The sequence below is a fragment of the Leptospira ainlahdjerensis genome (genome assembly GCF_016919175.1).
GTDB lineage: Bacteria > Spirochaetota > Leptospiria > Leptospirales > Leptospiraceae > Leptospira > Leptospira ainlahdjerensis.
Genome location: NZ_JAFFPU010000044.1, coordinates 122,811 through 136,318, shown reverse-complemented (window position 1 = coordinate 136,318; position 13,508 = coordinate 122,811). Strand labels below are relative to the sequence as shown.

Genomic DNA, 13,508 nt, shown 5'->3' with positions numbered 1-13,508 from the left:
CTTTTGACTCTTGGAAGTCGGATTCTTATCTTTTGAATTTTTCTTTTGGTTCCAGATGGATTTCAAGGGTTCTCTTCCGGACTCAGCGCGGAAGACGTGAAGATTCCCGTCAGAAAACGATTGAGTCCTTTTTCTCCATTCTTAGAAAGCAATTGAGAATTTGCTTTTTCGACCTGGATCTTGATCTGCGTATTTTCTTTCTCACCGCTGATTACCTTTGTGAGAAACCCGGTGATAAGAATTTGTTCTCCGGATAAAAAAACGTATTGTGGATTCTTAAACTTATAACGTTTTAAAAGATCTCTCTTATCCGCAAGCCAGACCTCTTCTAAAAAGAGATAGTCCCGATTCTTCCATTCCTTCGGTTTGATAGAAACAAGTCTTTGTTTGGTATGAAAATACACGTAAGACGAAACAGCGGGGCTTGCAAAGATCTTCTCCTCCGCTTGGATCACTTCCCTACTCTTTAAGTTTAAAAGATCTTTTGTAAACGCGCCCAGCTTCGTCGCGTTGATTCCGGTCGTAGGTTTCACCGAAAAATATGCCGAAACAAGAAGAGCCACAAACAACACCGCGCTCGCGGCGATCGTGCTCAGCTCCTTTTCCGACTTCAAAAGAAAACTTCCTATGTAGAGAATGAGGAACAAAGGACCGATATTGATCAGATAATTCCAGCCGAGTTTATAAAAACTCTCGAACGAGTGTTCTCCGTAGAAATCGACGTTTACCAGAATTGTAAGAAGAGCAAGAAGGGCTCCTAAGTAAACGAGAAGGACGAGTTGCGGAATATTCCTTCTCTTAAAGAAAACGGACTGATGTTTTTTTCTCTCTTTGATTCCTACGGTTCCGGCTTTGATCACAAAGACCGTCATTCCGAAAAGAAAGACCGAGAAGTGGGAAAAGAAACTTCCTAGAATACAAACCACGAGCAAGAATATGTCGCCCAAGGTCTCCATTCGAAACGCAAGAAAGAGGATCAACAAAAACGAAAGACTGAACAACTCCGAGTAAAAATGCAAGGGCATAGAAAATGTAAGCGGGGTCAGCGCGGAAAGATAACAGATCAAATAGTGATTCGGCTTCCACTTTTCTCTCTGAAGAATCAAACCGATCACGTGGATACAGAACGAAAAAATAAATGCAGAGAGAGAATAGAAGGCCGTCGTATAGTTGAGTCCTGTGATCGATTTCCAAAAATCCAGAATGAAAAAGGAAAGCGGAGCTTGATCGGAGAAAAATTTTCCCTCTTCCGTAAGAGAACGAAGATTGGCAAGAACACTCAGAGCTTCCGGATTCAGAGGTTCTCCAAACCAGTTGTAAAGGACGGAAAGCACGACTGAAAGGCCGATCGCCGAGAGAAAAAGGTAGATTGGGTTGGCTTTGTTGCTTCTTTCTAAATCCATTGCGGGTCCGTAGGGTTTTTGCGGAAATCAGAGCAAGGATAAAAATTGAGGTGAAATTCTACCAACACATTTTGAAGTAACAATGAGAACCTCGAATCGGGACAGAATTCATGGAAAATAAAGATCATATCCTTTACGACAAAGCCGGAAAGCCATCCAAAGAAGCGGCCTGGATCTTCCGAACCTACGCGGGACACACGAACGCAAGAGAATCGAACGAACTCTTCCGAAAAAACCTCTCCAAAGGTCAAACCGGACTCTCCATCGCCTTCGACCTCGCGACCCAATGCGGTTACAGTTCCGATCATCCGATCGCAAGACCGGAAATCGGAAAAGTCGGAGTTCCGATCAACACCCTTGAGGATTTTAGAATTCTCTTCGACCAGATTCCTCTCGAGGAAATGAACACATCGATGACGATCAACGGGACTTCGATGTATCTTCTGTCTCTTTACGTCGCCCTCGCCCAAGAAAGAGGCGTGGACATCGGACTCCTCCAAGGAACCACACAAAACGACATCATCAAAGAATACCTCGCAAGAGGAACTTACATCTTCCCACCCGCGCAATCCATCCGCGTGATCGTGGACATGTATGAATACAGTTTGAAAAACATTCCGAAATGGAATCCATCTAACATCTGTTCGTATCACTTGCAGGAAGCCGGCGCAACTCCGGTGCAGGAACTCGCTTTCGCCCTCGCGACCGCGATCGCAATTCTAGACGCAATCAAAGAAAGAAACTGTTTTACTCCGGACGAATTCGAGCAGTGTGTGGGAAGAATTTCATTCTTCGTAAACGCGGGAATTCGTTTCGTGGAAGAGATGTGCAAGATGCGCGCCTTCACCGACATGTGGGACGAGATCACAAGAGATCGTTATCAAGTAAAACAGGAAAAGTATCGTCGCTTCCGTTACGGGGTTCAGGTAAACTCTCTCGGTCTCACCGAAGAACAACCGGAGAACAACGCCTGGAGAATTCTCATCGAAGCGTTAGGCGTCACTATGAGCCGGGACGCTCGTTGTAGAGCGCTCCAACTCCCCGCTTGGAACGAAGCCCTTTCTCTTCCAAGACCTTGGGATCAACAGTGGTCCTTAAGACTTCAACAAGTTCTCGCGTATGAAACGGACTTACTAGAGTATCCAGATCTATTCGAAGGTTCTAAAGTAGTAGAGAGTAAAGTAAAGGATCTCAAAGAAGAAGCCTACAAAGAAATTCAGAAAATTCTGGATATGGGCGGAGCGATCAAGGCGATCGAGAACGGTTATATGAAATCGCAACTCGTCAAATCGCAAGCGGAACGTCTCGCAAAGATCAACAACAACGAACTCATCATTGTCGGAAAGAACAAGTGGACCGAAGGAATTCCATCTCCTCTGATGACCGACCAAGACGGAGGGGTTTTCAAAGTGGATCCTAAGTCCGCGGAAGAAACTCTCAAAGTTTTGGCGAAGACAAAAGAAAAACGAGACGCGAACCAAGTAAAGGCCGCGCTTGCCAATCTCGAAGCCGACGCAAAAGCGAATAAGAATCTGATGACCGCTTCGATTGAATGCGCCAAGGCCGGAGTTTCCACGGGAGAATGGGCCGACGTCTTACGATCCGTTTTCGGAGAATACAGACCTTCTACCGGAGTCGAAGGACAAAAACTCAATCTCGAAACCGAAAAGGTAACGAGAGTCAGAGGGAAAGTCGAAGCCTTCTTAAAAGCAAACGGTTCGAGACCGAAGATCGTAGTCGGCAAACCGGGGTTAGACGGACATTCCAACGGAGCCGAGATGATAGCGGTTTCCGCAAAACACGCGGGCTTTGACGTGATCTATTCCGGAATTCGTTTAACACCGGAGGAAATCGTTCAGACCGCCGTGGAAGAAAACGCGGACGTGATCGGAGTTTCGATCCTTTCGGGTTCTCACCAAGAACTCGCGGAACAGATCTTCCAGGAATTAAAACACTACAAAGCGAACATTCCCGTCGTTTTCGGCGGGATCATTCCTCCGGGAGATTTCGACGCTCTTTTAAAACTCGGTGTTAAGGCGATCTTTACTCCGAAGGATTACGATTTGATGGACGTGATGGAAAAAATCATCGATATCATTTCCAAAACCGTAAAAGCCGCATAACGCGTCCTCTTCGGAAATGTCTGTGAATCCATCTAGGACAGAACTCGCGGAACTCATCGAGGGTGCGCGGGAGGGAGAAAAATTTCCTCTCGCGAAACTGATCTCGGGTGTGGAAAGGCCGGATTCCTTCGAATTCAGAAAAAATCTTTTTGAAGAACTCTACAATCGAGGTTTGACAGGAAAAAATTCTTTGACCGTCGGTTTTACAGGAACCCCGGGCGCGGGAAAATCTTCCTTGCTCGGAGAACTTGCGACTCAATTCTTAAAAGGCAAAAACGAAGAGACGATGGCGATCGTTGCGATCGATCCTTCGAGTCATATCTCCGGAGGTTCTCTTCTCGGAGATAGAACCAGGCTTTCTCTTCCGGCGAGAGAAAAAAGAATCTACTTTCGTTCCCAACCGAGCCAACTCGAACTCGGAGGAGTCAATCCTTACACGTATCACGTCATACGCCTTTTGCGTTGTTTTTTTCGTTACGTCTTTATCGAAACCGTCGGGATCGGGCAAAACGAAATCGAAGTCTCCAAACTCACGGATCTTTCCTTTCTCGTCTTGCAACCATTAGGCGGGGACCAAGTTCAGTTTATGAAGAGTGGAATCATGGAAGTTCCGGATTCTTTTATTTTGAACAAATGCGACGAAGAACAACTTGCAAATTCTAGCTATCATATGTTGATCACGACCCTGGAATTCTTAAAAGACATGATGCCGGGAAAAAATCTTCCTCCCGTTTTCAAAACTTCCACAAAAACAAAGGTCGGGATCGTAGAACTTCTGGAATTTATTCGAAAAGCAGTTCCCTCCGGAGACCGTTCGAAAGAAACCCTTCTTCAACTCAAAAAATGGATCAAGAACGACTATGGAAACTTCGGCCTAAAGTTGATCGAACATCTTCCCTACTCCGGCTCCACAAATTTTGAAACCTTAGAATCTCTGGCCTTGGATGAAATCAAAAGACATCTGAAAGTTTGAGTCCGATTCTTCGTTCTTTTTTACAATCAAAGTTCCCCGAAAAAATTTCGGATTCGATGTTTCGGATGTGAAAGGCAACGATCGAAGATCCGTTTGAACGGGCTCGTCTGCATTCAATTTTGAGCCTGTCCCAAAACCTCGAAATCCAGAAGAGATCCGGCTTAAGAAAATTCTAATAAAACGTATGAGGTCCTACAAAATGGAGTCAAAACCGACGTTTAGTACACTTTGATTGTTTCTTTTGATGTTAGAGTTCCCACATCCTAAATTTTGGAACAGGCTCTTTTATTTTAGAATTCGGATCGACTCAAACGTTTCGAAATTTCGGAAGTGTGGGAACTCCTCCGTTTTTGGATCGAGGTAGGAATTTCCGAATTCGCAAAAGAGGGCGTAGATAGGAAAATCCGGTAGGATCTCTTACAATTTTTTTTCGGTTTTGGGAGAAGCTCCTTGTTCGATTCAATTTTGCAGGAAATCGTTTTGGGTTACGGCAGTTCGATTTTTTAAGAGATTCTCTTTTTTAGAATTTGGAAAGGTTAGAATCCGGGACTTGTCCGAGTCGGATTCTCTCATGTCGTTCCAATCTTCTTTTTCGATATTGATCCTCTCTTTTCCACTTCTTTCGTTTCCGATTTTTTCTCAGTCCGCCTATCCGGCGTTCGACTGGGAAACCGTTGAGAATTCGGGTTACGCCCAAGTCGCTCCCCCACAGGGCGGCGAGAAAGTCCGGAGTTTTCAAGGCGCCTTGATCGCGGGAAACTGGATCCTCTGGCCCGCGATTCTTCCGGGCGAAAATGGAAAAGAAAGTCACGGTTTGATTCTGCGGAATTTTAAAAACGGAGATTCGAAGCGCATCGATTTCGGAGAACCGGTTCGCGGTTTGTCCTGGGACAAGGAGAAGAATCAAGTCTTTGCGAGATTGAAAAAGGAAATTGCGGTAATTGATATCGATTCTTTCGAAACCAAAAGAAGGTTTCCATTCCCCGCGACGAACTCCGGTTGGACTTCCATCGGTTTTTTTCAGGGGAAACTCTTCGGAATCCAAGGAAACACATTCACTTTTTATGATAAAGAAAACGGGAATGAAATCGAAAGCAAAGAAGCGCCCGTTTCGAAAATCGCTCAGGCCTATGCCTGCTCCGATAAGGAAATTTTTCTCTGGAACAACGATGGAGATTTCAATCTCCATTCTTACAACCCGATTCTAAACTCCATAAAAGATCGTTTTTCGGTGAAGATCGACGGAAAACTGGCTCCTAAGTTGACCTGTCGAGGAAAGGATTTCGCGCTGTTGGATCCGGATAAGGGATATTATAAAAATATAATTAAAATCGGGAACCAGTTTTATCCCGTCGTCACTGGAAACCAGATTCTGAAAGGGAATCTGAGTTACCGTTTTGCTCCGAAGAAGGAGAAAATTTCTTTTTCTCTCACGGTGAGTGCGAAGGAGAAGGATTCTCCGGAATCCGAAATCGCGGTTGCGATTCCTCCTAAAGAAACAGCATCGCAGATTCTAAGCGAAGAATCCGTTTCAAAGTTCGGCTCTTTTCAGGAAGACGCGCAAGGGAATCGGACCTTGTTCGTCAAAATTCCCGCCTTATCCGCCGGTCAGTCTTGGACGGAAATCATCTATTCCGCGAAGATCGAAAGATTCAATCTGGACTCCGGACTCTCCAATTTCAAAACTTCTTGGGAGGATTGGAAGGTCGATCGGAAGTGGAATCAATTCTTAGAAGATAAATCGGTATATTTGATCTACGATCCGGGGATCACTTCCATACGAGATCAACTCAAAGCGGAATCTTCGAGCGTCGAAGATTATATCCAAGCGGTCTATAAACATATCACGAAGAATCTCGTCTACAAACAAGACGGTCGTTTCGACGCGGCGCCCAAAGTTCTTCAAAACGGTCACGGTTCTTGCACCGAACACAGTTACGCTCAGATCGCCCTCTTGAGAAGCGCTGGGATTCCTGCGAGGCTCGCTTGGAACTGGCTTCCGGTCTCTCCGAAGGTGGAGCTAAATCATAAGATCGCCGAAGTCTGGCATCCGTCCTTCGGCTGGATTCCGATGGAACCCCTTTCGTCTCCGAGATCAAGAGCGGGTCTGACGTATGCAAAACACATTATATTCGCAGTTTTGAATTCTCCCTCTCATTCGATTATCAAAGGTGGTGACGTCCTTTTGAATTTTACAAAACCTTCGGGTGGCGCTTCTAGGTCCTTGGAAATCGAGTTGTCTTCGGATGATTCGATTTCTTCGAGAAATCTTTTGGAGAACGATTCTTCTTGGATGGATTCTTTCCCGAAAGTCAAGCCGATTCGGAATCGTATTTTGATGAATGGAGAGGAGAGGAGCGTTGAATGAAGGTCTGTCCGTGCGGTGCCGAAAGTCTCGGCGAGGATTCGAGACCTTTCGGTTGGTTTTGGGTCCTTTTTTGAGAGGGGGGTTTGTTTATGTGCCCTTGGGTCGCAGGTGATAGGGGAAAGTGTCCGTCATTGGGTTGGGTTCGAATTCCAGCTCCCGGGAAATCAGGTTTTTTCGTAAATCGAGCGTCCAAATCATCCTGTAAGACTCGTGAAACCTAGGAACTCCTTGGTTCATAGTTTCCACGATAGAATCCCCGACTCCAGTGTCATCCAACCAGAGCAGATAATTAAAAAGAAAACACCTCGAAACCCCGTGCGCCGCAGCAAGAGCGCCCAAAACCGCCCAAGCCCCCGTATTCACACGAATACTCATCTTCTTCATTCTCCCGACCCCCCGATTGTATTTGATCTTTCCCGCCCTCCAGTGCAACCTCTTCAGACAACTCACATACTTCGTATATCTCCTCAAAAGATAAGGAAGTTTTCTCCTCAGAATCTTCTTCTCCTCCAAACTCAATTCTTCCCAATAGGAAAGAGGAATTAGAATCGAGTCGGTCCCCAACTGTCCTTCGATCAGAACAGATTCAATCTTTCTCTCGGAGTTTAACGATAGAATGTCCATTCATCAAGAACGGTTCCTGAAACCATCGAAGAAGCCGCAAAGGTAAGAAAAAATTCTCTAAGAATCCTAATTCACAAGCCACTTCTCCTTGACAGAGGAAATTTCATTCTTTAGATTACTTCCCCTATGAATCAAACAAAGAGCTTCCTTCTTCTCATCTTTTTTTTCCTCGTATTCCCGAGTTTCGCCGAAGGAGAACATCCTAACCATGCAATCGGAGAATCCCTCCTCAAAATATCAAAACGTGCAAACTTACCGGAAGCGACAATCTCCGGAAGCGAATATAAGGCGGTCGCCTTGGTAGGAGACGTAGACGGAGACAACGGCCCCGGAACGTTAGGGTATATAAAGAATATGCAGGAAGTCGCAAAAATACTAAAATCTCGCGGAGTACAAGTAATCGAATTCTATAGCCCTCGAACGCCTTGGGAACAAATCAAAGAATCTATCAAAGACGCAAACATCGTCCTCTATGCAGGTCATGGCATAGGAAGCAATCTAACGAACTCACCTTATCATCAAAAGTATGTAGGAGGGTTCGCATTGAAGGGAAAATTCGTTTCTAATGAGGAAGTGGAGAATTTTTTAAAACCGGCGCCAGGAGCGATCATCCTTTTTCTCGGCGCCTGTTTTACGGCGGGGAACATGGCCTATGATATGGGAGTCATCGATGCCGAAGAAACAAAACACAGGGTCTCGATGTATTCGGCTCCTTTTTTAAAGGCCGGGTTTCAAGGGTATTATGCAACCTGGGCACATTGGACCGCGCAGAGTATCGTCGCAGATCTTTTTACGGGAAAGAATTTCGGAAGTATCTACGATACACAGACCAAACTCTCCGAAGTTACCAAACTCGAACATCCGGAATATTCCGGTGGGAAGCTCTATTATCATCGAGGAGTTCAAGGAGGCAAAGTGGTTTTTGACTACGCATTTGCCGGGAATCCGAACACGAGCCTTTCCAACAAAACAACCTCCGAAGAATCCAAACCCGTAAACAATCCGAACCCTTTGACGCCGGAAGAACAGACTTCCAAGAACAACGCGCTTATCAAAGCCACGTATAAGAAGGATCTAAAAACGGCGCTTCGTTTGTTAAACGAAGGAGCGGATCCCAATACGGAAACAAAGGGCTGGAGAATTCTTCATCTTTCCGTTTACTTCGATCTTCCCGAGCTCGTAAAAATTCTCTTGGAGAAAAAAGCGGATCCGAACTATCAGGTGGACGGATACACCGCTCTTTCTTTAGCGACCGCATACGGAAGAACCGGGATCATCCCTCTTCTCGAAGCCGCAGGCGGTACAAAATCCAGATCTGCTTCGAACAAACCGAAGCCTCAATGAAATCCCTATTTCAAAAGTTTGAAAGCGTGTCTCCAAGATTGGGATAAGAATCCGGGGATACACCAAAGAATACAAAGCGGTTCGATCGCACGAGCCGCCTCAACCTTCCCCATATCTTCAGTTTCCCAGCCGAAAGTATCTAAGATTTCTCTCGTCTCTTTTTTTGACTTCTCATCATTTCCGCAAATGAACATGCTCGGTTTTCCTCCTTTTAGCTGGGGATCAACCATCAGAGAACTTCCCACCGAACTGAAACACTTTACAAAGTTTGCATTTGGAAATTCTTTTTGAATTTGTTCCATAAGGGATTCATCGTATGAGGTGAAAAAATTTAGAACACCGTTCACGGGAGGTTGATCTCCGATTGGATTGGTCGTATCCAGAATGGTTTTTCCGGTCAAAAAATCGCGCCCGGCGAGTTTTAAAACTTCTTTCGCGGCATTTCCTTTCGAAGCAAGAACGAGAATTTCACCGAACTTCGCGGCTTCTGCAAAGGAACCAACCGAGGCGCCCTTCCCTGCCTTGGACAACCAGTCTTTTAGTTTTCCGGGATCTCTCGTTCCGATCTTAACATCCGCCCCATACTTAAGGAATCCATCGCCTAACGTCTGACCTACGATTCCCGATCCTAATATTCCTATCTTCTTTCCCTTCATAACTTCTCCTTTTAAAATCAACTTTTTGTAGAATGATAACAAACAAGATAAACCGATTACCCACCTCACTTTGAGCCGTAACCTTATCCGCAAGTTAAGAGTGGATACAACAAGAATCGTTGTTAGAAAAGGTTTTTGTAGGAATTCCTACACTGAGATTTGTGCTTGTAAAAAGTGTAATTCTGTGATATAGGAAAGTCCTCCGGAATTTTTCCGCCACCCACCCCACCACCCGAAAATCGGGCGGGGCGCGCGATTTTCACGGAGGGCGTCGGAGTTCCGACAACTTATCTGAAGATCCAGACAACCCTTGTGTAAGGATATGCTTCGAGCGGCGGGTCCGATTCTTCTTAAAAAAACTTTCTCATTTAGACTTCTCTTTCCTTCCATCGATTGCCGGCAAAACTCCGAAGTTATAAAATTGCAGTTCCAAAATTAGGAAAATATTTCTTTCCTCAAAATGCGAGGCATTCAACTTGGATTCTTGTAAAAGGATCGAGTCCAGTCCTTTTACATAGAAAATTCCAATTTTAATCGAGAATACAACTTTGACAAGGAGTCAAAAATGAAAAAAAAGTTCCATTCGAAATTCGCGATTTTCATCTTCGCGTTGTCGCTTACTTCACTTCCAAACCTTCTTTTTGCCGAAGAAGACGCGCACTACATTCAACCTGACGATTTCTTTATCACTAAAGAAGATTTTAAAAGTCAATCCTGGATTTATGTTCATCTTGCGAAACAGGTCACTCCCCCATCGGGAAAGACAAAAAATGAAGCGGAGTTTTTACAAGTTCACGACGGAAATAAAGTTTGGACAAAATTCTTTTATTCTACCGGAATCGCAAAAGAAAACGATCTCAAAATCGGCGCTACGGTAATTATGGCGGATCTCGCAGCGGACGACGGTTATCGCGCTCCCGAAAGCAAAGAAGAAGCTCGGACTTGTTCTTGGTTTCTTGCGAAAATAACAGACGTTTCGGATCTTTACAAAGGTGTTGTTACAGTTTCCGGCGGTTATAAAATCAAAGTGGATGCGATCCGAATTCCCGTAAAAACGATTCACAAAGGAAAATAATTCCCCTTCAAACGGATCCTTTCTCTAAAAAGCCGGACTTTTTCCGGCTTTTTTGTTTCCTGCTAAAACGACATCTTTCCTCAAAAGTATATTCATTTTTCGCCGAAAAACGATTCTTGAGAACCTTTCCAGACTCTTCTTTTTTGGAAAAATCCAAAACTTTTCTGCAACAAGCTTCCTTCATTCGGCTCCTATTCTTTACAATAGGAGCTAATATTCAATGGCAATCATTCTTACGTTCTTTTTTGCACACTGGTTTTTATCAGCGTTTGCTCAGTCCTTCTTTCTTCACAGATACGCCGCACATGCGATGTTTAAGATGAATAAGTTCTGGGAAAAATTCTTTTATATTTTTACCTGTGTGGCTCAGGGTTCTTCTTTTCTAAATCCTCGCGCCTACGCGATCATGCATAGACAACACCACGCCTACAGCGATACCGCAAAAGATCCGCATTCTCCAATCGCATCCAAGGGTTTTTTGGATATGATGTGGAAGACCGCATTGAACTACGAAGCAATCCTAGACGAAAAAGCAAGCGTCGAAAAGGATTTCCGTGGAAATTATCCGCAATGGCCGGCGATCGACAAACTCAGCGATTCTTGGACGTTTCGTCTGATCTGTGGAACTCTCTACACGTTATTCTATCTTTACTTCGTACCTGCAGGTCAGTATGGCTGGTATCTTTTGCTTCCGATTCACTGGTTGATGGGACCGATCCACGGTGCGATCGTAAACTGGTGCGGACACATGTATGGTTACAGAAACCACAAAGAAAATCCGGATCATTCGATGAACACTCTATTCGTGGATTTTCTGATCGCTGGAGAATTGTATCAGAACAATCACCACGCGCATCCAAATTCTCCGAACTTTGCATTTCGTTGGTTTGAATTGGATCTAACCTATCAAGTAATGAAAGCTCTTCATCTTTTTAAAATCATCAAGATCCAAAGAGCCGTTTGGACCGAAAAAGGAAAAAAGATTCTCCGCGGATCCGATGTGATCGTAGAAGCTTCTCCCAGCGTAGCCGCTTAAAAATAGCTCCTATTACAAAGCCCGCCTTCGGCGGGCTTTTCATTTTATAACTCGTTTTCTTATTCGGGGCTGATTCCAAAAATGGAAGGAAAATTTGTAGAAGCTCCTACAAGAGCCTTCCATTTTGTTTCTCGAGACTTCGACCGTCGATCGAAAACGATGGAATTCCCATAGATAGCGCCTCTGAAACGGTTTTTAGGTTTTCCAAAAGATCTTGGAGATGGGAGTTCCCACAGTTTTAGATTTAAGAAAAGACCCTTAAATCCAGTTCCGGATGTACAGATTCTTTTCTTAAGATTCGAGTTTTTTTACGCAGCATTTTTTTCCGACAACCGAATCGATCGAAAAATCGGGCACGAGCAAATCTCTCGCCGGAGGAAATAGGATTCCGGTAGGACTGAAACATTTCGAAAAATCTAAAAAATGAGAAACTCACACATTTGAATTTTTTTCAAAATGTTTCTTATTCTAAATTCTCCAGATCCTTTAGGACTTCTTCTTCGTAATTTTTTTTGAGGACTTCGAGAAAGTTTTCGGGGAGAGAGATCTTATCGTTTAAGACGAGGGAAAACAATTCGTTTAACAATTTCTTTTCTTCAAAACCGGTAAAAAGCCATTCTAAAAGTTCCAGAGCCAGATCCAACTTTCCTTCGGAAACGATCATCGTCCTAAATTCTTTTTTAATCTCATCCGTCTTTCCGACTTTTAAAAAGCCACGAATCTTTTCCGGATAGAGATTCATCAACGTTTGTTTTTTTGCGTTGGGTGTGAATACGAAATCCTTTTGACCCGGCGGAAGATGAGACCGCACCGCTTCTACGGCGGTTTCGGAGGCAATATTCGATTCCTTTAATGTTTTTAGAATGACTTCGCCGAGAAGAAAATCCTGGAACGGGTGAAACGGAAATCCGGTCCCCGATGAGGAATCGGAATTCATTCCTTTTCGATCTCCACTTGTTTACGAACTTTCTCGAACAAATTCTCCAGTTCCCCGGGCGTAAATTCACGGGTCGGTTCGAAAGAACAAAACACGGCCCTGTAATACTTATCCTTGTGCACGAGATAGAATCCGGATTCTTCCATCAAAGTTCTGAGTTTGGTCTCCCTAGCTGCCGTGACTACGATCGTCACCGAAGACAATTTGCTCTTTCTGTGATCGATATGAAAATAACAAAGGGCCTCTTCCGGATCCAGACGATCGATCTCTTCTTTGATCTCGTCAAAGCTCGTTACGTCTCTCGGCCCCTTCGGATCCCTATAATTGATCAAAACCCTTTTGAAATAATGAACCTTATTGCCTTCCGGTGTGATTTCTACGCCGTTTAAAACCCTTCTCTCGTCGGCGAGTTCTTTCATCAAAAACTCTCCCCTACCTCGAGAACTTTCTATATCGAAAAGTTCGGAGGAGAAATCCCCTTTTTTTACGTTCTCGTTGATTTGAGAAAGAGTGTATTTCATTCCGGGTTTCATCTCGTGTTTGAAAGACATCTTAAAAAAAGGATTTACGACTTCATTATGTAATTCTAATTCGATTTCGGCGTATTTTCCCTGCCCGTGTTCCACGATATTTTGCGTGGCCTCGGTCGCGATGATCCGGATCGTATCCGGATCCAATCCGGCTAATGACGAATAACGGTGTACGAAATTCTTAATCTCGTAAAGGGTTCCCAAACTTTCGTCGATCCTTCCTCGGATCTCGTTCTCGACGATTTCTTCTCGAAAAATTCTCGCGTAATATCTTACGCTGGCCATTCCCTTTTTCAAATAAGGGGACTGAGCCGTGTTTTCGATCTGCCGTTTGAGTTTTTTGTTTTCATCTTCTAATTCTTGAATTCGTTTCTCTTCTGGGGACATAAAGCTCTTTATTTCTGTAACGAGATTTTCACATTCCCGATCTGAAAACCGG

11 protein-coding genes are annotated in these 13,508 nt (G+C 44.3%); 6 read left to right on the top strand and 5 right to left on the bottom strand.

Annotation, left to right across the window (positions count from 1 at the left end; all coding sequences use genetic code 11):
• Window positions 1-62: 62 nt before the first annotated feature.
• A complete protein-coding gene (locus JWG45_RS13080) occupies window positions 63-1,403 on the bottom strand; it encodes a hypothetical protein (protein ID WP_205280133.1) in 1,341 nt (446 codons plus the stop codon).
• A gap of 110 nt (window positions 1,404-1,513) precedes the next feature.
• Between JWG45_RS13080 and JWG45_RS13075 the strand changes: the two genes are divergently transcribed.
• The 3 genes from JWG45_RS13075 to JWG45_RS13065 all read left to right on the top strand — a co-directional run bounded on the left by JWG45_RS13075 (window position 1,514) and on the right by JWG45_RS13065 (window position 6,867).
• Complete coding sequence (locus JWG45_RS13075; protein ID WP_205280132.1) at window positions 1,514-3,526, top strand: protein meaA; 2,013 nt, start codon at window positions 1,514-1,516, stop codon at window positions 3,524-3,526.
• 22 nt (window positions 3,527-3,548) lie between these two features.
• On the top strand, window positions 3,549-4,499 hold the full coding sequence (locus JWG45_RS13070) for a P-loop NTPase family protein (RefSeq protein ID WP_205280131.1): 951 nt from the start codon (window positions 3,549-3,551) through the stop codon (window positions 4,497-4,499).
• A 571-nt stretch (window positions 4,500-5,070) separates the two neighbouring features.
• Complete coding sequence (locus JWG45_RS13065; protein WP_205280130.1) at window positions 5,071-6,867, top strand: transglutaminase-like domain-containing protein; 1,797 nt, start codon at window positions 5,071-5,073, stop codon at window positions 6,865-6,867.
• Window positions 6,868-6,954: 87 nt separating this feature from the next.
• Here JWG45_RS13065 and JWG45_RS13060 read toward each other — a convergent pair whose 3' ends face one another.
• Window positions 6,955-7,491, bottom strand: a complete 537-nt coding sequence (locus tag JWG45_RS13060; RefSeq protein ID WP_205280129.1) for a DUF1564 domain-containing protein — start codon at window positions 7,489-7,491, stop codon at window positions 6,955-6,957.
• 126 nt (window positions 7,492-7,617) lie between these two features.
• Between JWG45_RS13060 and JWG45_RS13055 the strand changes: the two genes are divergently transcribed.
• Complete coding sequence (locus JWG45_RS13055) at window positions 7,618-8,835, top strand: ankyrin repeat domain-containing protein (protein WP_205280128.1); 1,218 nt, start codon at window positions 7,618-7,620, stop codon at window positions 8,833-8,835.
• 5 nt (window positions 8,836-8,840) lie between these two features.
• Here the strand turns inward: JWG45_RS13055 and JWG45_RS13050 are convergent, their stop codons facing one another.
• Entirely contained in the window at window positions 8,841-9,491 is a 651-nt protein-coding gene (locus JWG45_RS13050) for an NADPH-dependent F420 reductase (protein WP_205280127.1), read from the bottom strand.
• Window positions 9,492-10,056: 565 nt separating this feature from the next.
• Here JWG45_RS13050 and JWG45_RS13045 point away from each other — a divergent pair.
• A complete protein-coding gene (locus JWG45_RS13045; RefSeq protein WP_205280126.1) occupies window positions 10,057-10,566 on the top strand; it encodes a hypothetical protein in 510 nt (169 codons plus the stop codon).
• A 220-nt stretch (window positions 10,567-10,786) separates the two neighbouring features.
• Complete coding sequence (locus JWG45_RS13040) at window positions 10,787-11,602, top strand: acyl-CoA desaturase (protein WP_205280125.1); 816 nt, start codon at window positions 10,787-10,789, stop codon at window positions 11,600-11,602.
• Between the two features lie 463 nt (window positions 11,603-12,065).
• On the opposite strand, the gene JWG45_RS13035 is transcribed toward JWG45_RS13040, so the two are convergent.
• Complete coding sequence (locus tag JWG45_RS13035) at window positions 12,066-12,539, bottom strand: hypothetical protein (RefSeq protein ID WP_205280124.1); 474 nt, start codon at window positions 12,537-12,539, stop codon at window positions 12,066-12,068.
• Window positions 12,536-13,456 carry an ATP-binding protein gene (locus JWG45_RS13030; RefSeq protein ID WP_205280123.1) on the bottom strand — a complete coding sequence of 307 codons (921 nt, stop codon included), beginning with the start codon at window positions 13,454-13,456 and terminating at the stop codon, window positions 12,536-12,538. The genes JWG45_RS13035 and JWG45_RS13030 overlap by 4 nt, the downstream gene beginning before the upstream one ends.
• Window positions 13,457-13,508 lie beyond the last annotated feature (52 nt).